The 26,260-nt window shown below is 66.6% G+C and carries 24 protein-coding genes and 4 pseudogenes; 15 read left to right on the forward strand and 13 right to left on the reverse strand.

Annotation, left to right across the window (positions count from 1 at the left end):
* Window positions 1-60 precede the first annotated feature (60 nt).
* On the reverse strand, window positions 61-2,379 hold the full coding sequence (locus ROP_RS00565) for an ATP-binding protein (protein ID WP_012687378.1): 2,319 nt from the start codon (window positions 2,377-2,379) through the stop codon (window positions 61-63).
* 487 nt (window positions 2,380-2,866) lie between these two features.
* Complete coding sequence (locus ROP_RS00570; protein ID WP_231868829.1) at window positions 2,867-3,466, reverse strand: aldehyde dehydrogenase family protein; 600 nt, start codon at window positions 3,464-3,466, stop codon at window positions 2,867-2,869.
* A gap of 735 nt (window positions 3,467-4,201) precedes the next feature.
* Between ROP_RS00570 and ROP_RS00575 the strand changes: the two genes are divergently transcribed.
* Window positions 4,202-4,810 (forward strand): TetR/AcrR family transcriptional regulator, encoded by a 609-nt coding sequence (locus ROP_RS00575; protein WP_012687380.1) that lies wholly within the window; start codon window positions 4,202-4,204, stop codon window positions 4,808-4,810.
* 124 nt (window positions 4,811-4,934) lie between these two features.
* On the opposite strand, the gene ROP_RS43880 is transcribed toward ROP_RS00575, so the two are convergent.
* The gene (locus ROP_RS43880; RefSeq protein WP_231868830.1) at window positions 4,935-5,213 is read right to left on the reverse strand and encodes a hypothetical protein; all 279 of its coding nucleotides are present in this window, start codon (window positions 5,211-5,213) and stop codon (window positions 4,935-4,937) included.
* Between ROP_RS43880 and ROP_RS43885 the strand changes: the two genes are divergently transcribed.
* Window positions 5,201-5,683, forward strand: coding sequence for a hypothetical protein (locus ROP_RS43885; RefSeq protein WP_231868831.1), 483 nt, complete (start codon window positions 5,201-5,203; stop codon window positions 5,681-5,683). The two genes, ROP_RS43880 and ROP_RS43885, sit on opposite strands and share 13 nt — an antisense overlap.
* A 122-nt stretch (window positions 5,684-5,805) precedes the next feature.
* On the opposite strand, the gene ROP_RS00590 is transcribed toward ROP_RS43885, so the two are convergent.
* The gene (locus ROP_RS00590; protein ID WP_231868832.1) at window positions 5,806-6,147 is read right to left on the reverse strand and encodes a hypothetical protein; all 342 of its coding nucleotides are present in this window, start codon (window positions 6,145-6,147) and stop codon (window positions 5,806-5,808) included.
* 280 nt (window positions 6,148-6,427) lie between these two features.
* On the opposite strand from ROP_RS00590, the gene ROP_RS00595 reads away from it, so the two are divergent.
* Window positions 6,428-6,673 carry a hypothetical protein gene (locus ROP_RS00595; RefSeq protein ID WP_012687384.1) on the forward strand — a complete coding sequence of 82 codons (246 nt, stop codon included), beginning with the start codon at window positions 6,428-6,430 and terminating at the stop codon, window positions 6,671-6,673.
* Between the two features lie 184 nt (window positions 6,674-6,857).
* Here ROP_RS00595 and ROP_RS00600 read toward each other — a convergent pair whose 3' ends face one another.
* A complete protein-coding gene (locus ROP_RS00600) occupies window positions 6,858-7,106 on the reverse strand; it encodes a hypothetical protein (RefSeq protein ID WP_012687385.1) in 249 nt (82 codons plus the stop codon).
* Between the two features lie 176 nt (window positions 7,107-7,282).
* On the opposite strand from ROP_RS00600, the gene ROP_RS00605 reads away from it, so the two are divergent.
* The 7 genes and pseudogenes from ROP_RS00605 (at window position 7,283) to ROP_RS00640 (ending at window position 17,068) form a co-directional block, all read left to right on the forward strand.
* Window positions 7,283-7,762: a serine/threonine protein kinase gene (locus ROP_RS00605; protein ID WP_231868833.1), complete on the forward strand. Its 480-nt coding sequence runs from the start codon at window positions 7,283-7,285 to the stop codon at window positions 7,760-7,762.
* Between the two features lie 388 nt (window positions 7,763-8,150).
* Complete coding sequence (locus ROP_RS00610; protein WP_043823977.1) at window positions 8,151-10,628, forward strand: SEC-C domain-containing protein; 2,478 nt, start codon at window positions 8,151-8,153, stop codon at window positions 10,626-10,628.
* Window positions 10,629-10,900: 272 nt separating this feature from the next.
* Window positions 10,901-12,775, forward strand: coding sequence for an RNB domain-containing ribonuclease (locus ROP_RS00615; RefSeq protein WP_012687388.1), 1,875 nt, complete (start codon window positions 10,901-10,903; stop codon window positions 12,773-12,775).
* Between the two features lie 846 nt (window positions 12,776-13,621).
* A pseudogene (locus tag ROP_RS00620) lies at window positions 13,622-14,582 on the forward strand (phosphatidylserine/phosphatidylglycerophosphate/cardiolipin synthase family protein).
* Between the two features lie 352 nt (window positions 14,583-14,934).
* The gene (locus ROP_RS00625) at window positions 14,935-15,426 is read left to right on the forward strand and encodes a helicase associated domain-containing protein (protein ID WP_043826116.1); all 492 of its coding nucleotides are present in this window, start codon (window positions 14,935-14,937) and stop codon (window positions 15,424-15,426) included.
* A gap of 802 nt (window positions 15,427-16,228) precedes the next feature.
* Window positions 16,229-16,609: an ester cyclase gene (locus ROP_RS00635; protein WP_012687391.1), complete on the forward strand. Its 381-nt coding sequence runs from the start codon at window positions 16,229-16,231 to the stop codon at window positions 16,607-16,609.
* A gap of 126 nt (window positions 16,610-16,735) precedes the next feature.
* Window positions 16,736-17,068, forward strand: a complete 333-nt coding sequence (locus tag ROP_RS00640; RefSeq protein WP_012687392.1) for a DUF6907 domain-containing protein — start codon at window positions 16,736-16,738, stop codon at window positions 17,066-17,068.
* Between the two features lie 779 nt (window positions 17,069-17,847).
* On the opposite strand, the gene ROP_RS00645 is transcribed toward ROP_RS00640, so the two are convergent.
* From ROP_RS00645 to ROP_RS00660, 3 genes and pseudogenes are all read right to left on the reverse strand, one after another.
* A complete protein-coding gene (locus ROP_RS00645) occupies window positions 17,848-18,201 on the reverse strand; it encodes a hypothetical protein (protein WP_012687394.1) in 354 nt (117 codons plus the stop codon).
* Entirely contained in the window at window positions 18,198-18,665 is a 468-nt protein-coding gene (locus ROP_RS00650) for a hypothetical protein (RefSeq protein WP_012687395.1), read from the reverse strand. Before ROP_RS00650 ends, ROP_RS00645 begins: the two co-directional genes overlap by 4 nt.
* Before the next feature lie 292 nt (window positions 18,666-18,957).
* A pseudogene (locus ROP_RS00660) lies at window positions 18,958-20,318 on the reverse strand (YhgE/Pip domain-containing protein).
* A 301-nt stretch (window positions 20,319-20,619) separates the two neighbouring features.
* Here ROP_RS00660 and ROP_RS00665 point away from each other — a divergent pair.
* From ROP_RS00665 to ROP_RS00670, 3 genes are read left to right on the forward strand one after another with little or no spacing between them, the layout of a single operon-like run.
* Entirely contained in the window at window positions 20,620-20,865 is a 246-nt protein-coding gene (locus tag ROP_RS00665) for a hypothetical protein (RefSeq protein ID WP_231868834.1), read from the forward strand.
* A gap of 19 nt (window positions 20,866-20,884) precedes the next feature.
* Window positions 20,885-21,220 carry a hypothetical protein gene (locus ROP_RS43890; protein ID WP_012687400.1) on the forward strand — a complete coding sequence of 112 codons (336 nt, stop codon included), beginning with the start codon at window positions 20,885-20,887 and terminating at the stop codon, window positions 21,218-21,220.
* Window positions 21,221-21,239: 19 nt separating this feature from the next.
* Window positions 21,240-22,127 carry a DUF4041 domain-containing protein gene (locus ROP_RS00670; RefSeq protein WP_012687401.1) on the forward strand — a complete coding sequence of 296 codons (888 nt, stop codon included), beginning with the start codon at window positions 21,240-21,242 and terminating at the stop codon, window positions 22,125-22,127.
* A gap of 62 nt (window positions 22,128-22,189) precedes the next feature.
* Here the strand turns inward: ROP_RS00670 and ROP_RS00675 are convergent, their stop codons facing one another.
* Complete coding sequence (locus ROP_RS00675) at window positions 22,190-22,741, reverse strand: PIN domain-containing protein (protein ID WP_012687402.1); 552 nt, start codon at window positions 22,739-22,741, stop codon at window positions 22,190-22,192.
* Between the two features lies 1 nt (window position 22,742).
* Window positions 22,743-23,180: a helix-turn-helix domain-containing protein gene (locus ROP_RS00680; protein WP_043823984.1), complete on the reverse strand. Its 438-nt coding sequence runs from the start codon at window positions 23,178-23,180 to the stop codon at window positions 22,743-22,745.
* 131 nt (window positions 23,181-23,311) lie between these two features.
* Between ROP_RS00680 and ROP_RS00685 the strand changes: the two genes are divergently transcribed.
* Window positions 23,312-23,659: a hypothetical protein gene (locus tag ROP_RS00685; RefSeq protein ID WP_012687404.1), complete on the forward strand. Its 348-nt coding sequence runs from the start codon at window positions 23,312-23,314 to the stop codon at window positions 23,657-23,659.
* Here ROP_RS00685 and ROP_RS42435 read toward each other — a convergent pair.
* From ROP_RS42435 to ROP_RS00695, 3 genes and pseudogenes are all read right to left on the reverse strand, one after another.
* Complete coding sequence (locus tag ROP_RS42435; RefSeq protein WP_148222428.1) at window positions 23,656-24,123, reverse strand: hypothetical protein; 468 nt, start codon at window positions 24,121-24,123, stop codon at window positions 23,656-23,658. The two genes, ROP_RS00685 and ROP_RS42435, sit on opposite strands and share 4 nt — an antisense overlap.
* Window positions 24,124-24,288: 165 nt before the next feature.
* Window positions 24,289-24,853 (reverse strand): annotated as a pseudogene (fbiC, locus tag ROP_RS40855) (7,8-didemethyl-8-hydroxy-5-deazariboflavin synthase); the annotation flags it as partial.
* 89 nt (window positions 24,854-24,942) lie between these two features.
* Window positions 24,943-25,446 (reverse strand): annotated as a pseudogene (locus ROP_RS00695) (wax ester/triacylglycerol synthase domain-containing protein); the annotation flags it as partial.
* Window positions 25,447-25,914: 468 nt separating this feature from the next.
* Here ROP_RS00695 and ROP_RS00700 point away from each other — a divergent pair.
* The gene (locus ROP_RS00700; protein ID WP_012687407.1) at window positions 25,915-26,187 is read left to right on the forward strand and encodes a hypothetical protein; all 273 of its coding nucleotides are present in this window, start codon (window positions 25,915-25,917) and stop codon (window positions 26,185-26,187) included.
* Window positions 26,188-26,260: the final 73 nt, after the last annotated feature.

Genomic DNA, 26,260 nt, shown 5'->3' on the forward strand with positions numbered 1-26,260 from the left:
TCCGCTGGCCGGTCGTCTTACGGAACAGCGGACAGTCGAAGGTGGGGGCGAGTTCGTCCGCTATCGTTCACCTGCGTTCGGCGCAACCCACGCCGCGATCTGTGCCCGCGAGCCAAATCCGAGTTTGGCGAGGACGTGCTCGACATGCCCCTGCGCGGTTCGCTGGGATATCACGAGTTTGTCCGCAATCGCTCTATTGGTCAGCCCCTGCGCCACGAGGTCCGCGACTTGCCGTTCACGCGGTGTCAGGTCTTTGCTCGGACCGGATCTTGATGGGTCGTCGGCTGCTGTGTTCTCACCGAGCGCATAGGCTACCGCTTCTCTGAGGGTAAGACCTCGACCGTGTTCGACGGCCTTACTGAAGGCTCGCTCACCAAGTACGAGACGGACGCGGGCCAGGCTCGATTCCTGACCCGTGTCGATGGTGTATCCATTCAGCCAGTGGGCCTCCGTGGATTCCGCCAGCTTCTCCACTGCTCCGATCAGCACCGCGGCGTGCTCGGTTCGGTGCTCGGTGGCGGCGATCCACGCGCATGTGTAGAGGCAGCTGGTTGCGGTCCCAGGCGTGTTGAGGCTACGACTCAGTTGCAAGCCGCGTGTCAGCAGGTGAGCCGCTTGAACGGGGTCGGTGCACGAGATGGTCGACCCGAGCGCTGCTAGGGCTTGCGCTCGGTGGACAGTGTCACCCAAAGGCTCGGTGATGGCGAGGATTTCTTCAAAGCAGGTCATCGCTCGTGCTCGATCCCCGCACCGTCCGCACGCAACTCCCAGTCCGAGTAGCACCTCGAGTTGCGTATCGAGGTCTTCGGATGCTCGGCACGCGTCGAGAACCTTCTCGAAATGGGTGACAGCCAGTGCCGCATCGCCGCTCGAGAGTGCTAGTTGGGCCTCGGTGCGGGTAACCAACTGTTCCAGTCCCGGGTCCGCCACGCCCGCGGCATAGTGACGCGCTTTCGCCACCAGAGCGACGGGATCGGTGACATCGCCCTGCATCGCGGCGAGCATGCCCTCGGTGCAGAGCGCTGTGACCTGCGATGTGGTTGGTTGCTCCACCTGGGAGGTCAATGCCCGACGGAGCCATTGCCTACCTTCGCTCAGGAGGCCACGGGAGATCCAAAAGCGGCGAAGAGCGTTGGCTATGTGCAAGCCGACCGGAGCGTGGATCGGATCAGCAAGGCAATACGTCATCGCGTCGCGAAGATTGGGGAGCTCGCGATCCAACCGGGTGGTCCACTCTGCCTGCCTGGGGCCGAGCCATTCGGCGTGTGCCCGCACGGTCAGTTGTTCGAACCAGTCCCGGTGCCGTCGTTGAAACGTCGAGTACTCGCCGCTCTCCCGAAGCCTGTCCCGCCCGTAGTCGCGAACCGTTTCCAGCATCCGGTACCGGATGACACCGTGTGTCTGCTCTGGGATCAGGATCGACTTGTTGACAAGCGCGGCCAACACCTCCAACAGCTCGTTCGGGCTGAACTCCCCAGCGCAGAGCGCCTCCGCCCCGTCCAGCTCGAATCCTCCTGTGAAAACCGAGACCCTTCTCCACACCTCACGCTCGCGTGCCGTGCAGAGCTCGTGGCTCCAATCAATACACCTTCGCAGGCTCTGTTGACGAGCAGGTGTACCCCGGTTCGTGATGCTCGGAGGTCGGTATCGATCGCTCAGGCGAAGCAAGATCTGCTGCGCCGACAACACCCGCAACCCCGCTGCCGCGAGCTCGATCGGCAGCGGCAGGCCATCGAGCCGCTGGCAGATCCGTGCAATGACGGCCTTGTTATCCTCGGTCACGCCGAACCCTGGGACGGCGGCGCGCGCACGCTCAGTAAACAGCCGCACTGCCTCATAGCTTGACAGATCTTGCGCTGAGCAGGATGGGTTCGGGTCTGGAAAAGTCAGTGGCCGCAGGGGAAGCGCGGCCTCCCCTGCAATTGCCAAAGTCTCCCGGCTGGTGGCGAGAATGCGAAGTCTTGGGCACTTCCGGAGCAATGTCGTCGCCGGGGCAGCGATTCCATCAACCACGTGCTCGCAATTGTCGAGCACGAGTAGGAGCTGTCGGGGGGCGAGGTACTCGGTTAAGGCTTCGAGCGGCATCGTGGCCGATGGCATCTCGATACCGAGGGCGCGGGCTACTGTTTCGGTGAACCGCGTGTCGTCTTGCTGCTCACCGAGTTCGATCAGCCATACCCCGTCCGTAAAGGCCCGGCTCACGTCCGTAGCCACTCGCAGCGCAAGTCGTGTTTTGCCCACCCCGCCGAACCCGGTGAGGGTGACGAGCCGGAATGCGCTGAGAAGGTGTTTGACCTCGGAGACTTCGCTTCGGCGACCGACAAAGCTGGACAGCTCGGAGGGTAGGTTTCCTACCCTCGAGAGGGTAAGGAGTGGCATGGACCGCTTCTTTCATCCTGTTACGGTTCGCGCAAGGTGTGACGTCGGCGGGTAGACGGGGCGCGAGGTTGTGGGCGTTTCGGTCGAGGAACTGTCCCGTAGGCGTAGTCACCATGAAACAGAGTTGCGCCGTAGCGGCGAGGGCCTTGTGGTGTTGGATCGTCGCCGTGACCACCGGTTGTACTGCGGCGCGAGGGCGTTCGGTTGACAGAGTCGGAAGGCGGCGGAGTATCCGAAGATTGACTGTGGCGGGTGATGAACTCAGTCCGAACCAACTTGTGGATCTGGGTTCGGCACCCGGAGTGGTCTTTCGTAATCGGATGTGGTGTTGGTCGGATCGTGCTGGCTCAGTGTGCGGAACGTTGGGCGGGGATAGGCAAGGGCGAGTTGGCTTTCGAGATGCTGGCCGCATCCGCTGTCTCGAACGCTTTGCCAAAGCTTGTCGACGAAACGTGGTCGTGACATCCCGAATCGTTGGAATGTCTCGTCATCGGGTGCTCCGCCATAGGGCGCCCAGATTCGTCAGGACCAGAGTGTTGCCGGCCGCGAGAATCGGTGCGATCTTCCAGGCGGCCATCATCAGCGGGTAGTTCCACGGAACCACTGCTCCGACTACTCCGACGGGCTCCCGGCGGATGGTCGACAGGTGACCGGACACGTACTCGGCCGTGGCCGGAGCCTGCGCGGTGCGGACCGCGCCCGCCATGAATCGAAGGCAGTCGGAGGCGACCGGGATCTCTTCCATTACCGCTGCGAGCGGCTTGCCGACGTTCAACGACTCGACGGCTGCGAAGAGCTCGACATTCGCGTCGATGACGTCGGCCATATGCAACAGCACCGCAGCTCGCTCCCCCGGGGTGGTCTTGGCCCAGCGTCGGCGCGCCCGTCGGGCGGCGTCGACGGCTCGGCCGACTTCCTCGGGACCTCCGCGGGGAGCTGTCGCCAGAACCGATTCGTCAGCGGGATTGACAATATCGGTGCTGTCGCAACCGCTCTCGGGATCCACGAAGGCACCGTCGATGAAGTGTGTAACCTGCATGGTCTTGATCCGGTTACGCGCCGCGGCAAGGGTGTCAGAAGTCAGCATCAGTTCGGCTCCTTGTTCTGAAGATCGGGTGCGTCGGAGTGTTCCGGGGGTACCGCCACTCCGGAGGCTGGTCTGCGGTGCCGCGAACTGCCCACGCACGTTCAATTCGCTTCGATCACCCACCCTCGGGGTGTGACGTGAAGCATGTTGCACCAGGCAGCATCGTCAGGCGATTACGATTTGGCGCACATTCGCGCGCAGCCCGGTGCAGGGTGCACCCTTCCGAAGCGCCGTCGCAGGTCCGCGCATCCGGCAGCCAGACGTCGTTCCGGAATGTGTGCACAATTCACCCACACGCCGTTCCAGCCGTTGCACCTTTCAGTAGCGCACATCATCCCGACAGAGCAGGGTAATGCCGCAACATTGAACTTCCCAGGAAGGATGAGAGGTGACTGTTTCTGTCTCCGTAGATCGAATCGCCAGAAATACCGAAGAGTCCCCACTTCTCTTCTCACCCTCGAATCGGCCCAATTGACCTGCCGAACAGAATCGTGAACATCAAACGGGATTCGCGCGAGACAAGGGCTATTCGTGCAACTGACCGGGTATCACCGCGAGCGCATGTAGTCCTGAACTGCGGCTTCCAAAGCATTGTCACTACAGGACACGCCGTCGTGCGGTCTTCTGGACTACATCTCGCATGCCTATGCGCATCGAATTCGCGACCAAGTCAATGGGACCCACTATCCGACAGGCTGATAGCTATCGGATCTAAGGGAGAAACGAGAAACGAAGATGGCACGTCTGCCTGCCGGGCAACGTCGAAAGGACTTCATCGCCGCGGCGGTGCAGATTATTGCTGAACGCGGGATGCATGGGGCGACCACCCGCCGCATCGCGGAACGTGCACAGGCACCGCTGGCGAGCTTGCACTACTGCTTCCATACGAAAGAGGAGTTGTTCCTCGCCATCTATGAGGATATGGCCGCGTCGCAGTTGAGAGAAGGTTTTCACGTACGCGAAGGCTCAGGACTCGGCCGGGCAGCGGCGGGACTTCTGCGTCAGATCGAAGCATGGTTCGGGAAGGAGGACACATACGCGCAGGCTCAATTGGAATTGTTCTTCTGGGTCTTCAGGCAAGATGGCGATCTGGCGAAGCGGCTGTATCAACTTCATCTCGACGTGCTCGAAGGCTTGTTGCGGCAGGGTTTGAGGCCCGACGACAACGTCAAGTTGGTCGAGGTTCTGGCTCGAGCGATCGCCACAGTCGTAGATGGTCTGGTTCCGCAGTGGCTGACCTTCAAGGATCGGGTCATGCATGACACGACAGTCGATGTCATCGCCGAATCCCTGGAGCGCCTCGCCGACGCGCACCGTATCACGCAGGCGGCGGCAGCCGGCTGAAAACCTAAGACGAGGGCGGCATACTGCTGCAAAACTTTGCCGGACGAGAACGCCTCTGGGGCCGAGGCTGCCGACGAGGCCGGCTGGCATCATCGAGCGCCGCGAGCTGCACCGCATCCGAATCCTAGCCGAGCTCAGGGTCGGGTTCAGCGTCGACGGAGAGCACCGGATAGGGCCACATCAGCACGATCCCGGCAGGCAGCATCCGATGAATTGTCTCGGCCACCAACCACACTCCAAGATCGTGACCCCGCAACGGTTCGGTGACGGACGCGATGTTGGGGATGAGCACCACCTCGGTGATCACGGCCAGCGTCTCGTACTGCTCCTCGACCTGTTCGGCGAGTTGATTGCCATCGAACAGGCCATAATCTCGCGATCGCCGTCGAATTGGCCCAGGCACAGGGCGATCGGATCCTCGGTACCCAGGCGGATCAGCGTGAAGTCGAGGGAACCGACGACCACATCGTCGGCGTCGTCGAGATCCACCGTCATGGTCAATTCCGCGAACCAATCCAGACACGCGTCGAGATCGCTGAGCCCCACGCTCCGGAACTGCACCCGCGGCAAAAACAGATCAACGGTGTGCAGACCCTCCGCCTGGGCCAGGCCGCCAACTCGACCAACGATTGCGCCAATGCAAAGCCCCTCTCCGTCGTGGGCGATCCCTGGTTGCGCAAGACCCCGGGCGACTCACCATCCGGAGAGCTCCCGGGACCACTTCCCGCGGACGCCATGCCGGGGCATCCCCAGTATCGAGTTCACCAGCCATCACTACAAGCAGCCCCACCAACACGCGCGACGCGCGCGCACGAACTGCGGCAACGGGTAGGTCCCGCAGCGATCGCCTTGACCGCGTTGTGCACCAAATAGGATCGAGGCCAACTCCGGCAAACACACGCTCGAAGTCCTCCAGGGTGGACGTGCTGAGCTCAAGGCTCGCACCGGACGGTGCGGCCACTCGGCCCGTGGGAAGCCCCCGGGACAAACACGGTTCATTCGTCGTCGAGTTGCAGGAACGCGGCCTGCACGCGCAGCAGATGCCCGTCCGGGCTGAGTTCCTCGTAGCGTTCCATCACCGCCGTCCAGCGACCGGCATCGAACAGCTCCCGGCACCGAGCGTCCTCGTCCATGCCGCAGTCCATCGCCAGTCTCGCGCCGGCCCGCAGCGCGTCGTCCTTCGTTCGGTAGGCCCACACATCCAGGCGCGCGGATCCACTGTAGCCGCGGTGAGCGAGTGTCCATACCGCCGGGTCTCGTGTCGTTTCGACCGTCCCGTCCGGCCGGTAGAGCGTCGAGGAGATCACCTGCTTGACGAAGCCTGCTGTGCGCGCCACCACCCGATCCTAAATCCGCCGGACCCGCGAACGCTGGAGGACGCGGCCACCTACTCACCGCTATCCGGCCTGGTCAGATCCCACCCCGTCGCACGCGCGCGGGGTTACGGCCGAAGGTGCGTACTCGGGCGCGGGGCGGCCGCGGGAGGGCGGGCGGACTCCGCCGATCCGGTGCGAATGTCCCTCTACCATCGGTCGCGATGACGGACCGCGCACACAGCCCACCGGACCCGACGGAAGACGACCGTCCGGGCGGGCCGGCATCCGTCCCGCCGCCGAGTTGGGCGAGGAATTCCTCGCCCGGGCAGTGGCCGCCGCCCTCGCCGACGGCGCCTCCTGGGCAGAGATCGGCGCACGACTCGGAGTACCGACCCCGCACACCACCGGCGCCGGTGGTACACCTTCCGACGCGGACTGGCAGAACGCGATCGCCGAGCACGAGAACACGCACGTCACCCGGCGTCATCCCAAACCGCCCGGCACGCAGGAGACCACGACACCCACGGACGCCACCGGAAACCACTAGCAAGCCGAGTCACCGGGGCAGACCTACGACGTCGGCCCGACCCGCTTCGCTACGAGATCTGCACCGCGCCCCAGCTGGTGGGGCTTCCTGTAACACCCGCGGGCTTCCGGGCGGTGTCACTACTGCTCCACCGGTTGCGTCAGTCGTGTTTCGCACCGGTGGGGCCTTCGCCGACCGCCCAGCGTCAGCGGTTACCGGGATCGACGGTTACCTCGTCGGTGTCCGCGAAGATCAGCCGCCCGTCGTCGAGCGCGACCGCCCACCGATGCGCCGGTGCCCACTCGTGCCCACGACCACCGGATTCGGTCAGTGGCCCGTAGTCCTCGACGACCTCCCCGATCACGTCGGCTTCGGCGTGCCGGCGGACGAGCACCCGGGCGCCGACCTTCAACTCGGGGCCGTGTACCCGCCTGGTACTGCTTCTGTGGGCCATCGCTGCACCTCTTCGCTCGGCGAACTCCCCGGGAGTGGAGCATAAGCACCACGCCCACCGGCAGGCGACCCGAATACCCCGGAAGCATCCGGCTGCGGCAGGTTACTCACGCGTACAGCCACTTTCACCGAGCCGAACCATTGCCGGAGGCCAGGTGGTGGAGGACCATCGGGGTCGTGCGCAGAGCCCGCTGGCCCGCGACCGCCCCACCGCCCTGCGGCGGTGACCGGGTGCACGACCGGCTGCCGCTGACGAGGAACACCGACCTGATGCTGGAGCTGGTGCGGATCACCTCCTACCCGTCCGGGCTCGCGGTCCAACTGGCGTTGACCGCGACCGGACGGCCGGCGCGGCGGGCCTGGCACGAGACCCGGCCGCTGACCGACCCCACCGATCTGTCGGCGCACTGGTCGTACCTGGAGGTGTGGGCCGGAAGCGGCGACCTCGCGGCCGCGGATCCCTACTTCCCACGCCCGGACCTGCAGGCCGCCGCGTCCGGGATCTGCTCCTACCGCAGCGAACCGCTGTACTGGCTGCCCACCGCACCGGCGTGGGCGCTCACCCTGGCCACCGGATGGCCGCAGATCGGGTTACCGACGGCCGTGACGACCATGCACCTGGACCCGATCACACCGCCGACATCCCGCCGCGCCTGATCCGCGCTGTTACCGCGCGGGCTTGTCGGACGTCGCCCGACGCAGCGCCTGCAGGGGCGTTTCCGCCCTGCGCGAACCCGCTGGCCGGCTCACGCCGACAGCGTTCTGCAGAGCAAAAGGTGTGCTGAACTGGCTTTTTGATCGAGACGCTGCGGAAATGTTGTGATACCGCAGCCACTCCACACACCGGCGGACCCTCCCGCTCCCCCACACGACGACGACCTGGGATTTTCCGGGTGCGTCGGCATCCGCCCCAACTCGTTGCCCGTTTTGGTGGGGGAACAACCGCTAATGCCAGTTAGCGCACCGTCACCCGGAAACATGATCCCCTCCCACGCCGAGTCTGCGGGTCCGACGAGATACCTGGGTGCGTCGATACCATCGCTCGGTGACCGATCCGACAGATCCCACCGCCGAAGCCGCCATGAGCCTCCTCCGCGAGCACGGGCCCCTGCACCCCGACGAATGGGCGCGGCGGCTGGTCGCCGAGGGACACGGCTACCTCGCCGACATGGAGGAACTCACCGAGTACATCGGTCATCCCCGGCTCGGCTACCTGGCCGACGGTCGCAGCGCGGCCCTCGACGCGCTGCTCGACGGTCGGGTGCTCACCCACCGGCTCACCGAGATGGAAATCTCCTCCGGCATCCTCGACGCCAATCCGGACCTGATGCCGCTGCTGCCCTTCGACGATGACGACCCGGCCGCAGGCGGCCTGCGCATCCTCTTTCGTGACCTCGATGACGACGTGTTCGACGAGCGCGGCGCCCTCGACGCGGACTGGCCGGCGGACGCGGCGCTGCTGCTCGAACCGGACGCGCTCACCGGATTGCGGCCCGGTGATCTGGTCGCGCTCACCTTCACAGGCGGCGTCCTGCGGCTCACCGCCGCGGAAAACCCACCCGCACCCGCACCCGATCTCACCGCCGCCCTGACCGGCCTGGTGACCGAGGATCGCCCTGAGCCCCTCGACGGTGTGATCTGGCAGCTGATGGCCGACGACCCGTCCCTGCTGACGGCGCCGACCACCCCGCTCGGTGAGCTGATCACCGCCGCCGGATACGTGTGCGACGGCGACGACATCGCGGCCGCGGGGTTCGACTTCGCCGCCCACCGAGGGAAGGCGCACATGGCGACGGTCGCGGCGGCGCATCATCTCACCGACGATCAGACCGACGCGGTCCTGGCGTTCCTGGCCCTGATCGGGGTGCTCGAACGCACCCCCGACGACCAGCGCGCGGCCGCCGTCGACGCGGTCGCGGCGAACTTCGGTGACCGGTTCGCCGGGCTCGCCCACCCGAACGCGGCCCGCGCCGCGTTTGGCGAGGCATACGCAACCGCACACGCCGGCACCGACACCCTACGGTCGGCCGCCGCGGTACTCCGCGACCGCGGCCCCCGCCGGATCGCCCCGACCGCGCATTGGCTGGCGGGCAAGGCAGCCGAACTCGACGGATGGACCGCAGACGCCGAGCGGCACTACGAGCGGGCCCTGGCCGTGGACCCGAACTGGGACGAGGCGCTCGAGGCTTTGGCCCGCTTCGCGTCCGATCGTGGTGACGCGGTGCGCGCGATCGGACTGCTCGACCGGGTCGAGGGTGCGTATCGCGAACCCATGTACGACCTGCTCCAGTCGTTTCTTCCTGTCGACCGGCCGGACCTGGGGCGCAACGATCGGTGCTGGTGCGGATCCGGGCGCAAATACAAGGCGTGCCACCTCGGCACGGCCGAACACTCACTCGAGCAGCGGGCTGGGTGGCTGTACCAGAAGGCGGGCTCGTTCGCGCAGGGCATCGAGTGGCGACCGCTGCTGCTCTCGCTCGCACAAATTCGGTCCGTACACAACGACGACCCGTTCGCGCTGTATCACGCGCTCGACGACCCGCTGGTCGCGGATGTGGTGATGTTCGAATGCGGAGCCTTCGCGCGGTTCGTCGCCGAGCGCGGCGTGCTGCTGCCCGCGGACGAACTGCTGCTCGCACAGCAGTGGTCGCTCACCGAGCGGTCGGTGCACGAGGTCGAGACCGTGCGTCCCGGCGAGGGGCTGACCCTGCGCGACGTCCGCACCGGCGACCGCCACGAGGTCACCGAACGCACCGCCAGCAGACAGCTTCGGGTCGGCGACTTCTTCTGCGCCCGCGTCGTTCCCGCCGGATCCACGACGCAGATCTTCGGCGGCATCGAACCGATCGCCCCCGGGCAGCGTGGACAGTTGATCGAGCTGCTCGACTCGAACGCCACCGACCCCGAAGAGCTCGTCGAGTTCCTCAGCGCCCGATTCGCGCCGCCACGGCTTATCACCCCCGACGGGCATCCGATGGTGGCATGCCGGGCCGTGTTCGAGATCGCCGACACCACCGGCATCCGGCGCAAGCTCAGCCGCCGCTTCGGCGCCGCCGACAACGACCGGTGGACCTGGACCGAACAAAACAGTGTGCTCGGCGTGCTCACCCTCACCCGGAGCACCGACCGCTGGGAGCTCGAGGCCGAGGCGATGAACGAGCCACGCTTCGAGTCCCTGATCGACGCCGTGCGCGCCGCCGACCCCGGCGGGAGACTGCGCGAGCAGACCCGCACGCCGGCAGCGGAACTGATCGCACAAACCCAGGACAACGGCGCTCACCCACACCAACCCGTCGACCCCGAGGACCCCGAGATCGCGGCGACGCTCGACGAGCACATCCGCCGATACGAGCAGCAGTGGCTCGACGAGGCGATCCCCGCCCTCGGCGGTCACACCCCGCGCCAGTGCGCGGCCGACCCCACCCGCCGCGACGAGCTGATCCGGCTGCTCGACTCCTTCCCTCAGCAGGATCGGCCGGGGGCGATGAGCGCGCACCGGCTGCGGGAAGCGTTGGGGCTCTAAGGTTTCCGGTTGCTGCCAGCGCTCCCCATCCGGCGTAGTCCTCGCCGCGAGGTGGCGACCGTGGCCGGCTACTCGAGAGCCTCGGCCGCAGGCGGTGGTCGACGCCTTTTCTGCAACCGGGTGATGAGCGGATCACCGCACCCCAGGGGGACTGATACCTGAAACCGGTTTTGGGGACGGGCGGTGATGGACCAGCAAGGCGCGTCACGAGGGGCATGGGGAAGAGATTGGTTATCGTCGGACCTGCGTAGAAACAAAGGGGGTACGCGGCCATGACATCACCGACCACGACCGACATGGCGACGCTGCTGATGATCGACTCGCAGCATGCACGGGACCGAGACGACGCCTTCGCCGTCACCCCGCCCGCCGGCGGCCGCGGGTGGGCGGTCGACGTCCACATCGCCGGTGTCGCCGACGTCGTCGGCCTGGGGTCGGTCGCCGACGAGCAGGCGTTCCTGCGAGCCGAGACCCGGTACCTGCGCAGCCGCACCATTGCGATGCTCGGCGAGACGGCCGAACAGGCCGCCACCTTGACCTCCGAAGCCGCGCGGACCAGTCTGCGGGTCACCGGCACCCTCACCACCGACGGCCGGCTGGTCGACGTCACCGTCGCCCGCGGACAGATCCCGTCGGGTCGGTGCGTGGCGGTCGATCACGCTCAGGCGCCCGGCATCCTGACCGACCCGCAGCATCCGCTCCATGCCTGGTTGGCCGCGGCGGATGCCGCCGCGCAAGTCTTGCTCGGCGCCCGCCGCGACGGCGGGGCGCTGGCGTTCTACGACCTCACCCGCGGCTGGGCGAGCAATGAGGACGGGGCCATCGTGGCGATCCCGGATGCGCTGCGGACCGTCGCCTACGTCATCGTGCAAGAGCTGATGATCGCCACCAACGAGGCCGTCGCGTTGTGGTGTGTGGAGCGGGGGTTGCCGATCTTGTTCCGCAACCACCGACCCAACCCGGTCGCCGGCAGCACCGACGAGCTGATGACCGAGATCGCCGCCGCGGCCGGGGACCCGGACCTGTTCGCAAAACTCCGCGGACGGCTGCTGTCGACGCTGCGGGCCGCGACCTACGACCCGACGGTCCACGGCCACTACGGATTACGGCTGAGCGCGTACACCCATGTCACCTCACCGCTGCGCCGGGTGGCGGACCTGATCAACCAGCGGGTCATTCTCGCCCACCTCGACTCCTCCCCCACCCCTTACACCTCGGATCAGTTGGCCGCCCTCGGCGACGATCTGAACCGGCGCACCCGCGCCGCCCGGGAGGCGAAGAAGAATCACTTCAAACACGCCGACCAACGCATCATCGCCCAGGAGGCGGCACGCGATCTCACCGCCCTCGATGCCCGCACCTTCCACAAGGTCCTCAAATCTGCAGCCGCCGCGCCGCTTCGCGACGAGATCGCCACCGAACTCGCCCGCCGGGTCGACGCCGACCTGATGACCGCCCCGGACGTCGCGGTCCTGATCGACGCCGCCGACCCCACCTGGCTGCCCCTCCAACTCCGCGTCCTGGACACCCTCGCCGACACCCATCCCGAGATGGGCCCCAGCGTGGCGTCGGTGTGGCGGCAAACCCACCCCGACCACCCCGCCACCGACCTCGAGACCCGGCGGGGCGGCGCCGACCACCACCCACTGTTCGCCGCCCGCGCCACCCACCTTGGCATCCACGGACCCTGGACCATCGCGGCCGCGAAAAAGCTGGCCGAACAGGCCGCCCTCTGGGCCGGACTGCGCGCGCAACTGACCGGCACCAACCACCCCGACCCGGAACCCGAATGGCTTGCAGCACCGCAGAACCCGCAGCCCCCTGCCACGCCCGCGGCCGCAGATCCCGGCCCGGCCATCGCCTCGCCACCGCACGATACGGCCACGCTGACCGTATTGAACCTGGACGGGGCGAAGAAGTCCAAGGCCCTGTCCAACCCCATCGCCTGGCTGATGAGTCTCGCCCAGAACAACCGTCAGGCTCCGCCCGAGTGGGAGATCCGCACCGACGGTCCCGCGCACGCACCCCGCTTCACCGCCACCGTGCACCTCGCCGGCCACACCGCCACCGCCGATGCGACCACGAAAACCGCGGCGAAGACCGCATCAGCGGCCGCGCTCGTCGAGGCACTCTTCGCCCGGCAATGATGGCGCCGCGGTCTTGTGTAGACCGCGGCAACACCAGTCGGGCGCCGGGGCGACTGAACCGCTGCCGGTCAGCTTCCCGCGGGTAGCCGCCTTGAGGCGCGCCGACCGAAACAGGGGACGGCACTCTCGTGGCGGCCCGGACAAGAGCGCCGTCGATCGATCGGAGCATCGACATCACCGGCGCCCTTCGATCCGAAAACAGAATGACGCACCGGACACCACACCGCGGGTTGGGCGAGAGCAGGTCGTCGGGCAGCCGGTCGAGACCAGCGCGGATGCGAAATTTCCGACCGATGTGCCAGGGGAGTATGCGCACCGCCGCGTTGCGGTGCGGACGGCTCCTGACCGGCATCGCCGAGATGGGCGCTACCGGCCTGATCGAGTGTCTTTGAACCCGCTTCAGTGCCGCTTTTCATCCTCACTCCCCACCTCATCGACAACTTTTTCTAGCCCACTTGAACTGCGATTATGCTGCGACTCCCCCCGCTCCCCACATGATGGTCGCCGGGCCACGAGAATGTGTGTCCCGGTTCGGCGACGGACAAGGAACGGAACCGGTGGCTGGAGAGCATCGCCCCGCTCGGCACAGCGAGAACTGAGTATTACCGGTGGCCGCGAGCAGAACCGAGTGGGTCACGTCGAACGTGTGCGAGCTCGAACGCCGGCACCGGGAGGACATCAGTCCCACACGCTCGATGTCACTCCTCGAGCGAATTCCGAGAGCCCGACCCGCGCCGCGCCCCGTCTCCGCCGAAGATACGGGAGCCGCGGACTTTGTGAGGGAGGAAAGCCGCCGACACTGCTGCAAGGAAGCTAACAGTGATCATCCCGCTACTCTTTCCGCGTATGGGGACCACCTTCCACGGGCCGAGCCCCTGGCCGCACATCACCCGCGCCATCCGCACGCGCGGACCTCGGCACGCCGCGATCGCCCACCTCGGCCAGGACGCGCCCACCCTGCTGCCGCTGCGCGCCGGGGACGTCCTCGTCGTCAACGCCTCCCGCGCCGCCGTGCGCGCGCACGCCACCTCCCCGATCGCGCTCGCCTACTACCTCGACGCCGGGGTGCGGGTGCTGTCGTCACCGAACCTGCACGCCAACGTCATCGCCACCGACAGACGGGCGGTCATCGGCTCCGCAGGCGCCTCCCACAGCTCCACGATCTCGGATGAGGCCGTCGTCGTCACCGATGATCGGCGAGGTCGTGGCCGCCGTCCGGGCCTTCATCGACGGTATCGACGAGATCACCGAGGTCGACCAGGTGTTCCTCGACAACGCCACCGCCGTCTGGCAGATCGGCCGGGCCGTACCCCTGCCCGGGATCGGCGGCCGCAACCGCGGCGAACCCGACTTCCTCCCCACCCCGGTAACCCGGATGTTCCTGTGGCACATCACCCATTACCAGCCCGGCGCGGCGGAACAACACGAGCGTGCAGCCCACATCAGCCGCCACCGTACGTCCGCGGGTCCGGCGGCGAAGTACCAGCTCGACTGGTTCCGCATCGACACCCCCGGCAGCCGCGGCCGTGGCCGGCTCCAGCGGGACGACGTCCTGCTCCAGGTCACCGCCGACAACGAATGGCTCTACTCGCCGGCGGTCGTGGACTCCGACCCGAACGCGATCCCCCACACTCGCACAGCGGTGGCGTACCACCTGCGTACCCGAGTCGACCTGGAGCCGATCGCGGTGACCGATGCGGAAGTACTGCTCGCCGATGCCGGGCACCCGGGTCCCCGGCTGCGCACCGACCACCGCATCGTCTCCGCCAGCCTGCGGGCCGCGCTGCTCCGACTCTGGAACCTGTGACCCGATCCGCACTTTTTCAAGCGTGCCCCGTGACTACGACATGTCCGCCCGGCGGCGACAGTGCACCGAGATCGCCGCGGGCACGGGCCGGAGTGATCAGGCCGACGCCAGGACGGGGAGGGCGCTTGGCCTGCACCGGGGGCGGCCTCGGATCTCGGCGGGCCGGTGCGCGAGCGCGGAATGGTCCTGCGCGCTGTCGATCAGCTTCTGGGCTCCACCAGTGTCACGACCTGTGCACAGGTTGCCATCCGACACGCGTCGACTTCCATGACGGATCGTCAAAGAAGTGGACATACTTTGACTGAGTGACTACCAGGCAACACGTGACGGCCTTTCTAAGGATGTGATCTCGATGCGAGCACGGCCGCCGGCGGCCTCACCTCTGCAGCTCTACGCCGAGTTTCGCCGCCGTCACCCCGCACTCGTGATGCCCGCCAACTACGTCACCGAGTGCGGCTTCCGACTGGGACGTTGGCAGAACCGTCAGCGGGTTGCCCGCATGCTCGGCACCCTGCCGCCGCAACGCATTACGCAACTCGATGCGATCGGCTTCGTGTGGACCGATGACAGCGCGCCGCTCCCTGCCGTGCCACCGGCCGAGGGCAAGCGGCGACGGATGCTCACCGAAATCGCCGCCTACCGCGAAGAACACGGCGACGCACTCGTCCCCGCAAACTATGTCACCGCCGACGGTGAACAGGTGGGCCAGTGGCTCTACCGGGCAGTGAAAAAGTGGCGAGCCAACGCACTGCCGGACAACGAGCGGCGCCCCCTAGCAGTCCTCGGGGTGTCCCCCGGGCCGCGCCCACGGGGACCACGACTCTCAGCGCACCCGATGCGATAGCCACCACCACCTGTCCCTCAGACAGATCGACACTCGCGCTCTATGAGGCGGACAGGGGTAGCGCCCATCCCAGTCGGCCACACCCACGACGCGGCGAAGGACACAGCGTCCGGACTGATAGCCGTGCACATGCTCCGGCGCTCGGCGAGGGGAAGGACTGTCAAATTCCAGTCGATGTGGACGAAATAGATCAGAACTTCTCTGCCGCACTCCGAGACGGCCACCGGCCAACCCTGCTTCGGGTAGTTCCGGGACCTTCGGCCTCCAGCCAGAGACGTACTCGCTGAACCACACGCATCTGCTCTCGTGCGTCAGCACGCATTGCGACACGCCTGCCGCCACGCACAGCTTCACGCACATCAATCCGCACAGCTTCACGCACATCAATCCGCACAGCTTGTGCACAACATACGTAAATACTTATCCATCAATTGATTATCCAAATACATTGGATAACAACATCTTTCAAAACGACTCGAACACGGACGAAACGGATACCCTCACCCGCCGACACCCCAGCGCCGGCAGCGTCTCCGAGCAGGTCGACGGCCCCACACATCACAAACCGGGGACATGTCATCACACCAGGTCACAGCCCCATCACAGCCAGCAAAACCGACCCGCACCCCCGTAACAGTGAAGTCATCGAAGAGCAGACATCGGCGCAGAACCTCGACCCCGCGTGGGTGGGCGAGTTCGCCGAGCGCTGGGGAAACGCCTGGAATGCCCACGACCCCGAACAGGTCCTCGAGCTGCTCACCGACGACATCGTCTACAACGACACTCGGCCCGGCCCAAGCCCATGCGCGGCACAGCCGACGTACGAGAGTTCCTCGACCACGGCTGGCGCGCGTTCCCCGACCTGACCTTCGAACTCGCCGCCGGCCCCACACACAACGAACGACGGCCCCCGCGCCGCCTACTGGTGAAGACGACCGCCACCCACCAAGGCCCGCTCGACCCACCCGGTATCCCCGCCACCGGCACACACATCGAATTCGACGGCGTCGACATCCACGAATACCGCGACGGCAAAATCGCCACTGCGGATCATCACCAACATGACGACATCGCCTTGCAGGAGGGCTTGCTCCCCGCACCCGGGAGCAAGGCCGAAAGAGTCATGACAGGACTCCAAAAACTCCGATCCCGCCTCACCCGCTCCCGAACGTCGTCGACCTGATCCGCATATCGAAGTCCACCGTCACCCACACCTGGGTGCCTTGTCACCCACCCTCCGCACACGAACCCGGGTCCACCCGCGCCGATACTCGCAACAGCCGAACGGTCACCGGAGGAGGATCGACACATGAACACCAACGAGACGACCGGAACCGAATGCGCACCCTGGTGCACCAACGAGGACGCCCGCGGGCGCAACGATCACACCTGCACCGGTGACAACAGCAACTGCATCGAGCTGACCGCAGCACTCGACTACCTCACACTGGACGACGACGGCATCGAATCGTCGTTCTGCTTCGTCACCCCTGTCCGAGAGGCAGACCGCCGACCCCGCGTCTCCATGACCTGGGAGGTCGGTAACCACCCCGAGTTCCGGCCACGCCTGACACCGGAAGAGGCCCGCAGAATCGCCGCCGAACTGGTCGCGGCCGCGGACGTGATCGAGGGTCGCCGATGACCCACAGGGACATTCGAGACCGGCCGGCGGCACAGATGCGCATCGATCCGACGACGGCCACCCGACGCAGCCGGCGAAAACCACCACGTTCGCGGAAGCCACATACATCCACACGCCCTCGCCCCACCCGTTCTCTTGCCGATAGCCACCTTGTAAAGGAAACCTTGACAACCACACGCGTAAAGGTGACCGTTGCAAGTGCGGATCACCGACTCGGCACGTAAACACCACATCAGCAACACCGACATCACCCACGCGTTCGAGAACGCGATCCGCTACGCCGAGTACGAGGACGACGGCGAGGAACGGCTCCTCATCATCGGCACCGACACCGCAGGGCGACTCCTCGAACCAGTCGCCGCGCCCGCCGGCGAGCCGAACCGGAGGGTCAGGGCCGCGATCGCCGCAGCAGCGTCCGAAACCACCCGCGAGGGTGGTCGGCAGCCGCACTGTCATACCCCGCACCCTCTCACCCCCAGGCGCCGGCGACCGGGAACCGAGGCAGGGCGGTTGTTACGCGGCGGGACCAAAATCAGAGGCGCCGCCGGCGGCGCGGGCGCCGGCAGTCTCCGGCACAACGGACTTCGAGCTCGGCATGGTCAACGGCAAGGTTTCAGCACTGCGTGGGGTCCTTGGCAGAGAAGGGGACGTCCTCGATACCTAGCACGGCCAACCATCGCTCGTTGCGGCGCGGTTCGAGGTCTGGAGCCGGCCACCTCGACCCCCGACCTCCGCCTCGCCGATTGACGAGTAGGTTCCTATTCGTGCCAGCGGCACCATCATTCGGTCTGTTTGGGGTGCGCCGTGCCCGCATACTTCAGCCACAACGTGCGGTGCTCGACGTCCACCACGTACCAGACCCGCCCGCCGGCGGTGACCTCGTACTGCCACTGCTCCATCTCCACCCCGTTGTGCACCCCGGTCGCGAGCCTGCCCTTCAACCGGTGATGACGCGTCGTCGACTCCTGCCCGACCGCGCGGCGACGTAGTTCCTCGTACGCCACCAGCGTGTTCGCCGGCGCCTGCCGGCACAGCTCGTCCCACCCCTTCGCCGCATCACTCGTCGCGAACCGCAGGTCCCACAGCTCCCCAGCGGCCGGCGGCGCGACCCGCTCGCCCCGCTTCGGGCTCACAGCTCCGGCACCGGCACGACCCCGAAGTCACCGCCGGACGGCGCCGACAGGATCCGGGCAAGATCCGGATCGGCATACACCTCCGCCGTGTGCCGCCACGTCTCGATCGTGCGAGCAGGCGGAGCCGGATTATCCAGCGACGACCCCGCCCGCAGCGACGCGATCAGCTCGTCGACGAAGTCGGCGAGCTCCTCACCCGAGAGGTAGCTCACCCACGGAAACGCCGCCGCCACCACCTTGCGGACCAAAACACGATCATCAGAGTGCAACAGGGCCTCGACCATCGCCGTCGCCGCCGCCAGCACCTCCCGCTCCTGATCCGCCCGCACCGCCGTCATCAACACCAAATCCTCATCGTCGCGGCGCGTCACCCGCAACGGCCGCGCACCCGACCGCTGCCACTCCGCCAACGTCGCCTTCCCCTTGTTCTGAATATCCGAGAACGGCACCTCACCCACAGACATACTTTCAATCTACTTATAAAGTGCGCGGTCAGCAAGGTGAGGGAGAGCGCTCCGGTACGGACGAGGCGCCGCCAACCGTGCTGACGAAGCTGAAACCCACACCACCACCGCCGGCACATAGCAGAAGAATCGGGAGCAACTCCAGCGACAGGCAACGCTCGTACAGTTCGCTCTCCATCACCGAGTCGTTCTGCACGAACCGCGTGCTCAGCGAGAACGAGACGCCCTGCGACACAACGTGGTTGCAGAGACCGCCGCCGGGACTGCCGTCGGCGACACCGGCGAAGACCCCTCAGCTCCGAGCTTCCACAGGTACCGGTGCCTGCGCTTCGAGGCGTCGGTGCAGACCCTTTCGGTCGTAGAACCGGGTGATGACGGCCCCGACAACGAGCCCGATAACCAGGCCGGCGAACGTCATCCACACCGCGTGGATGAGGCCGGCGGCGCCGCTCGCCCCGAAGAAGATGATCGCGCGGACGCCGCGGTAGATCTGATGCATCGGCTCGAACCCGCCGAGCCACCGGTACAGCGACGGAGTCGCCTCGAGCGGGATGGTGCCGCCCGACGACGGCAGCCCCAGCATCACGAACAAGAGCAGATTGCGAGCAGTCCGAGGTTGCCGATCGCGGCAACGACGGACACGGCCGTGATCCCGACGGCGGCGATCGCGAACGCGCCGTATCCCCACAGTGCCAGCGGGTCGGTGACGGGCAGTCCCAGCGCCGAACCGATCCCGAGGTACAGCCCGGAGACGATCATGCCGAGAGCGACCACGATTGCCCACTTGACCAGCAGGGTGTGGAAGCGGGAGATCGGCACGGCCGCTCGATACAGATACAGCGGACCGACCTCGGTGGGGGTGAAGCCGAGCATGCCGTCGACGAGCGCGTTGACGAGGTTCGCCCCCGTGAACCCCGCCAACACGAGCAGGAGAGCGTAATAGAACGCGGCCAGGCCGAAACCCGTGCCGAAGGGTAACGGGTTGTGCGCGACCGTCCGAACGTCGATCGGGTCGGCGAGTACGAGTCGGCTCGCCCCCGACAGCTGCGTCCCGCCGCCACCCGCCGCCAACTGCTCGTTCACCTGTGCGGTGAGCTGTTCGCCCAATGCCCGGTTGGCCTCGTCCAGGGCCGTCGCACCGACGGCCCTGACGATGTTGGCGCTGATCGTGCCGGCCCGGGGATTGGTGTAGACGGTAATCACCGGACGATCCACGTCGCCGGGAACCACACTCGCCTGCGCGAGGACGAAGGTACGTTTGGTGAAGTCGCTCGGGATGCCGATGGCACCGTAGATCTTCCCGTCGTCGAGCAGCGACCGCGCCTCGACGATGCCCATCCGTCGGAACTGGATCTTCTCCGGATCGACGCCGTCGATCAGCCCGGCCGCGATCTGGTCACCGAGCTTCCGCTGCACCGGTGGATCCGAGCCGGGCACGGTGTCGCCCTCGTCCTGGTCGACGAGGGCGATCGGGAAGTGATGGAGGTGCTTGGTGGGATCGAGCATGGCGCCCATGTACAGAACAGCCAGCAGCGACATCACGATGCAGACCAAAACGACCGGGGCCATCACCAGGCGTGGCGTCCGCAGCACACTCCACGCGCTCCGGTTCACGACCGGATCGTCCGTCCCACTCCCACCCGTACGCGCCATGGTCCCGCCTCCTCCGTCTCGACACCCACCGGAACCGGCGCCCGACGGATCCTCGATTCAGCGGTGTCGGGTAGACCCGAACGCGTCACCGCGCCCGGGCGACCTTCCCCTGACCTCACGCGCCGAATGCACTTCGACAACGCCGACGCCGCCCCCACGCCGCGGCCGACCGAGCCGGTCACCAGGTCCGGCACCGGCGACTTCTGCTCCGAGCCGCTGTCTGTCGGCGAACATGAAAAGCTGCCCATACGCGGTCACGAGGGGCAGTGCGGTACGGGCGGTGCGGTATGGGCAGTGCGGTATGGGCGGTGCGGTATGGGCGGTGCAGACCATCTCGATGGAACTCGGCACCCTCGTGGTCGACCCCGGCACCGGGCACGACACCACCATCACCGTGGTGCAGGTGGCCACCGACCGGGACACCTTCACCCGCCTCGACCTCTCCCGGGTCGAGGCCCGCGCCACCCTCGACCATCTGCGGGCCGGGGTGTCGAAGAATCCGCACGACCTGGTGCCGGTCGCCCACTCCCGCGGCGTCCGCGGCTAACAGGCGAGAGGGAACATCGATGACCACCCCCGCCCCCGCCGTCACCATCACAGCCCTGCGCGAGATGCTCGTGATCAAAGAACGCGAGGCCAACACCCTCCTCGACCGGATCGCCGGCCTCGAACGCGACCCCGCGCACGCCACCGAGAACGCCGCCGCGCCGCCGCGCCATCCTCCCAGGATCGTGCACCCACCGGCGGCGGCACCGATCCCGGCATCGTCGAGACCGACGATCGCCTCGTGCTGCAAGAAGTCGGGATCTACACCTACCACCACCCCTCGAGAACGCCGCCCAATACCGCGACCAACTCGACACCCTGCAAGCCCAGATCAAGGACGCGGTCACCAGTGGTGAGGCGACCGCCGCCTCGAACATGTTCAGCTCCAACAACTCCCTCGCCAACGGCCGCAAAAAGACCGCGGACCTGTCGAAACTGATGCTGCGCGCCTACAACGCCGAAGCCGACATCTGCGTGCGCACCCTCCGCGCCGGCAACCTCACCACCGCGATCACACGCCTGAACAAAGCCGCCACCACGATCACCAAGCTCGGCGCCATGATGGACATGCACCTCGCCGACACCTATCACGCCCTGCGGATCCGGGAGCTCGAACTGACCGCGGACTACCTGATGAAGGCGCAGGAAGAGAAAGAAGCCGCCCGCGCCGAACGCGAACACCTCCGGGAAGAACGCAAAGTCGAACAAGAACTCGCCGCCCAACGCGAAAAACTCGACAACGAACGCGCCCACTACCGCAAAGTGCTCACCTCAATCGGCGGCACCGACCCGCAGGAGAAGCAGCGGATCCTCGACAAAATCGCCGACCTCGACAAGGCCATCGAGGACAACGACCACCGGCAAGCCAACATCCGCGCCGGCTACGTCTACGTCATCAGCAACCAAGGCGCATTCGGCCCCAACGTCGTCAAGATCGGCATGACCCGGCGCCTCGACCCCACCGACCGGGTCCGCGAGCTCGGCAGCGCCTCGGTGCCCTTCCCCTTCGACACCCACGCCCTGTACTTCTCCGACGACGCCATCACACTCGAAAACAAACTGCATAACGCATTCACCGGGCAACGACTCAACCACGCCAACCCGCGCCGCGAATTCTTCTTCGCCACACCAGCCCAAGTCCGCGACGTCCTCGCCGCCCACGTCGGCAACCTCCTCGAATACACCGAAACCCCGGAGGCCACCCAATATTTCCAAAGCAGAAGCAACTGGCCGGCGGGCGCCGCAATCGGGCCGACCACCTAACGGTCCGTGTCCCCACACCGAGCGGCAACAGCAGTCGCCACCGGACTGGTCGTTGGCACCGCTCAGCGGCGGAGCGCGGCCGCGGAGATGGGAAGGCCCGCCGCCGCAAGGCGGTCACACACATCGGCCGGGGTCCCGGGTGGATTGCGCCAGGCCGCGGCCGTCGCGCTGACCGCTTGATGGACCCGTACCCCGTCGAGGTGGAACAGATCCATCACGAACTCGTCCGGATGTTTGGCCTCGATGCCGAACTGCGCCAGCTCCGCGTCGGGGAAGTCCCGCAGATTGGCGGTGACGATGACCTGGGCGCCGGCGCGGATCGCCGCGGCGAGCACATGTCGGTCGTCCGCATCCGGCAGCGTGAGTGCGGGGATGAGTTTCTCGTAGCCGGTGACCAGGCAGTCCGGTACCGCCCTGTTCATCAGCTCCCGTAGCTTCGTCAACGTCGCTGCCGGGATGTCCGGGCGATCTTCGGCCAAGTTCTCGAACGTCTCGTTCAGGATGCGATCCGTCCACCGCGCGTGCACCAGGCCGGTCTGCGCGAGCCGGATCAGCACATCTCGTAACACATTCGGGTACAGCACATTCGCGTCGTAGAGCACGGTGAAGGTCACGTCAGTACAGCCCGAGGTCTTCCGTCAGGGCCGCCAGCTCGTCGGCGGCGGCACGCGAGGCCCCCAGTTGCGTCCGCTGGTAGGCAAGCAGCGACGATGTGAGGATCCGGCGATGGCGGCCGACCATCCGGTACTCGATGTGCCCCTCGTCGAGGAGCTTGATCACATGCGGGCGCGAGACATTGAGCATCTGTGCGGCCTGCTGGGTAGTCAGTTCCGCGTGCGCCGGGACGACGGTGACCCCCTGCCCCGCGGCCATATTCGCCAACACCTCGCGGATCAGATCGAGGGCCGCGCGAGGAAGATGCACCGACTCCGAGGTGCCGGCCACGGTCACATCGAGGGTCTCCCCCGCCGGATCGACGTCACGAAGCAACTGCAGGGCCTGCCGGGCCTGCTCCTGCTCGACAACGGTCGGCTGATCATGTGCTGCGGCCATCACGCACCTCCTAAACGAAATATACGCAACAAACGAAACAACCGCAACAACGACTCGGTCTATGCGGCGATCTTCGGGCGCCTGTCGGTCACTCAGCGATACCAGCGTCCGGTTTGCTGATTCATGCCGGAATGAAGAAGACAACCCTCGCGATGGCAGCGCTGGCCATTTCCGCACTCCTCAGCGGCTGCCGGTGGCGGCACGCAGTCCAGCAGCACATCGACCACCACCACGGCATCGGTGGCCCGGCTGGTCGACGTATCGAGCGCACGGCCCACGACCACCACGGGCCGGCGCCCACCACGGCAACCGCCGCCCTGCCTGTGACCAGATCGGCGGCCGTCGCCCCGCCGATCACCCCGGTCACGCCCACGACAACCGTGGCCGTCGCTCCCCCACCGGCCCCCGCCGTGATTCCGGCCAACCCCCGGCGCCGATCCACACCGAGCCGCATCAGCGAATCGGTGCATTCGCGCTAACCAGTTCCACGCCGACACTCCGTCACCCTGCCGGTCCCAACACCTAGCCAAAACGGTTGCCGACACAAATCGTCGACGACATCTACGTCGGCACGTAGGCCGGGGACTGGAATATCGAATGCTGCAAGGCCGGCCTCGGCATGAGCTCGCGCCGAGTTTGATCCGAAACGGTGGATCACCGCCTCGGTCGAGGCGGCTATCACGCACGTTGTGCCGGTGCCAGTGGCGTCAGCCAGGTAGGCCCGCAGGTGTTCGCGTGCAGAGGCGAGAAGCATGTCGAACGCGCCAGCGGTCGCATAGGGCAGTTCCGGGAGGACGACGGCCACCGGCCCGGAATGGCTTATCCTTCGGAGCCTTTCGATGCCGCGATTGATTGCGTCGGGGAGGCCCGTTTCGTCGTCCGTCAGGACGTCGCAGCGCCCCCGCGCCAACGCCTGGATGGTGGCGTCGCCGGAGACCACCACGATCCGCTCCACCTCGGTGCTTGCGTTCGAGGGCGGTGATCGTGTCGAGGAAGAACGCCAACGCGAGTTGCGAACGCATCGTGTCGGATGTCCGAAGTCGACTCTTCGCCATCCTCAGGGATCTGATCGGCACCACCACCGCATAGCCGTCGACCCCGATCGTGCTCATAACAGCGCGGGGAGGGGGTGCTGGCGGGCGTGTGTGGTGGTGCGTTTCGCGTGCAGGGCGGCCGATGCCCTCGGCGATGGCCCGCAACTCTTCGACGGTCTTCTCCGACCCGTGCTCGGACCCGGCCATCCTCGAGATGGTCTCCTCCATCAACGTGCCCCCGAGGTCGTTCGCCCCGCCCTGCAACATCACCTGCGTACCCGTCACCCCCAACTTGACCCAACTGGTCTGAATGTTCGGGATCCGCCCGTGCAACATGATCCGCGCCAACGCATGAACCGCCCGGTTGTCCCGATTCGTCGGACCCGGCCGCGACGCCCCCGCCAGATACAACGGCGCACTCTGATGCACGAACGGCAACGGCACGAACTCCGTGAACCCCCCGATCCGATCCTGAATCCCGGACAGCACCCGCAGATGCCCCACCCAATGCCTCGGATTGTCCACATGCCCCTACATCGTCGTCGAACTCGACCGCAACCCCACCTCGTGCGCCGTGGTCACCACCTCCACCCACGTCGCCGTCGGCAACTTGCCCTTCGTCAGCACCCACCGCACCTTGAATCGTCCCGAGTTTGATGCACACCTTCCCAAGAAAGAAGGTGTGCATCAAACTCGGGACGATTCATTCTCGGCGCGGGTCGGTTGCCAGGGGCGGACATGCCGCGGCGGTACGGATCCTCGGTCATGCTGCGTTGCAGCAGGGTCATCGCCGTCGCGCCGTCGGCGAGGGCGTGGTGGATCTTGGTGTAAACCGCGTACCGGCCGTCGGCCAGGCCCTCGATCAGGTGCATCTCCCACAGCGGCCGGGACCGATCCAGCAGGGTCGCATGCAGCCGGGACACCAGGGTCAGCAGCTCCCCGGTGCCCCCGGGCCGGGGCAGCGCGTCCCGGCGGACGTGATGGCCGAGATCGACGTGGTCGGCGGTGTCCCAGCCCCACTGGCCCAGTGAGGTCAGCGACCGGCGGGCCCGCCTGCGGAACAACGATGCCACCTGCTCGTCGTCGACAGCGGCCTCGAACATCTCCCGCACCACCGCGGCGTCGGCGCCCTCGGGCGGGGTGAACACCGCCAGCCCACCCACGTGCATCGGATGCTCGCGGGATTCCCCCAGCAGAAACAACGAATCGGTCGGCGACATCGGCAACAACATCGGTGCAGAACCCATTCCTCCCCCCTCCCCGGGTGCGCACGCCGGCGGGGTCCGGTCGGAGATTGCACAAACGTCCATCCGTACACCCCCATCACAAACTGGTGTGAGATGAGTCACAAGTAGGTGTCGATGAGTTCCTTTGTACAGGAAGCTGCCAGGATTGTGCTGCTCGGACGGGCGTCCAGCATGTTTTCGGCACCCGGTGTCACCAGTACGAACGCGGACGTCGAACTCTCCGGGACCCTCCGTGCGGGCGGTAGGCACAGGTCCGGTGGGTCGCGCAACCCGGGGGCGTCGCGGCGAGGGCCTGTGCGGCCGATGTGTCCGGAAATTCTCCAGGCGTGGGGTCGGGACACGTTTGAGATTCCACCCGTTCGGGCACGACGCACACATATCCGCTCCCTGATCCGCTCCCTGACTTTCCGCTCCCTGACTTTCCGCTCCCTGACTTCGACGGAGGTGTTCTCGATGGCGGCCTCCTTGCACAGTCCCCACACCCATCCCCGCGGCACGGGATCGCGTACCCGCGCCCTCGACACCGCCGAGGGGGTGCTGATCGGAATCCGCCGCATCCCGGCCGCGGACCCGTTCGACGAACTGGTCGGTGCGGCCCGCCGGCACGGCGTCTCCCTCTTCGCCCTCGCCGAGGCCCTGGTCGCGCTCGCCGGCGGGACCGAGTCACCCGATGCCGCCGCGGACGACGCGGCCCGCACCGAATGGGGTGCCCTGTTCCGGCCCTGAACGGCACCGGGTGGGGCTGAACGGCACCGGTGCGGACTGAACGGCACCGGGCCGACGCGGTGTTGCTGCGGTG

Origin of the sequence: Rhodococcus opacus B4 (assembly GCF_000010805.1) — a bacterium.
GTDB classification, from domain to species: Bacteria; Actinomycetota; Actinomycetes; order Mycobacteriales; family Mycobacteriaceae; genus Rhodococcus_F; species Rhodococcus_F opacus_C.

What these genes read in the sequence shown, in the direction of transcription:
- ROP_RS00615 (WP_012687388.1), top strand. Translation starts at nt 10,901, where the DNA reads ATGACATCACCGACCACGACCGACATGGCGACGCTGCTGATGATCGAC.
- ROP_RS00670 (WP_012687401.1), top strand. Translation starts at nt 21,240, where the DNA reads ATGTTCAGCTCCAACAACTCCCTCGCCAACGGCCGCAAAAAGACCGCG.
- ROP_RS00570 (WP_231868829.1), bottom strand. Translation starts at nt 3,466, where the DNA reads ATGCTGACTTCTGACACCCTTGCCGCGGCGCGTAACCGGATCAAGACC.
- ROP_RS00665 (WP_231868834.1), top strand. Translation starts at nt 20,620, where the DNA reads ATGGGCGGTGCGGTATGGGCGGTGCAGACCATCTCGATGGAACTCGGC.
- ROP_RS00640 (WP_012687392.1), top strand. Translation starts at nt 16,736, where the DNA reads ATGAACACCAACGAGACGACCGGAACCGAATGCGCACCCTGGTGCACC.
- ROP_RS00700 (WP_012687407.1), top strand. Translation starts at nt 25,915, where the DNA reads ATGGCGGCCTCCTTGCACAGTCCCCACACCCATCCCCGCGGCACGGGA.
- ROP_RS00575 (WP_012687380.1), top strand. Translation starts at nt 4,202, where the DNA reads ATGGCACGTCTGCCTGCCGGGCAACGTCGAAAGGACTTCATCGCCGCG.
- ROP_RS00635 (WP_012687391.1), top strand. Translation starts at nt 16,229, where the DNA reads ATGCGCGGCACAGCCGACGTACGAGAGTTCCTCGACCACGGCTGGCGC.
- ROP_RS00600 (WP_012687385.1), bottom strand. Translation starts at nt 7,106, where the DNA reads ATGGCCCACAGAAGCAGTACCAGGCGGGTACACGGCCCCGAGTTGAAG.
- ROP_RS00685 (WP_012687404.1), top strand. Translation starts at nt 23,312, where the DNA reads ATGAAGAAGACAACCCTCGCGATGGCAGCGCTGGCCATTTCCGCACTC.
- ROP_RS00625 (WP_043826116.1), top strand. Translation starts at nt 14,935, where the DNA reads ATGCGAGCACGGCCGCCGGCGGCCTCACCTCTGCAGCTCTACGCCGAG.
- ROP_RS43890 (WP_012687400.1), top strand. Translation starts at nt 20,885, where the DNA reads ATGACCACCCCCGCCCCCGCCGTCACCATCACAGCCCTGCGCGAGATG.
- ROP_RS00650 (WP_012687395.1), bottom strand. Translation starts at nt 18,665, where the DNA reads ATGTCTGTGGGTGAGGTGCCGTTCTCGGATATTCAGAACAAGGGGAAG.
- ROP_RS00565 (WP_012687378.1), bottom strand. Translation starts at nt 2,379, where the DNA reads ATGCCACTCCTTACCCTCTCGAGGGTAGGAAACCTACCCTCCGAGCTG.
- ROP_RS00680 (WP_043823984.1), bottom strand. Translation starts at nt 23,180, where the DNA reads ATGGCCGCAGCACATGATCAGCCGACCGTTGTCGAGCAGGAGCAGGCC.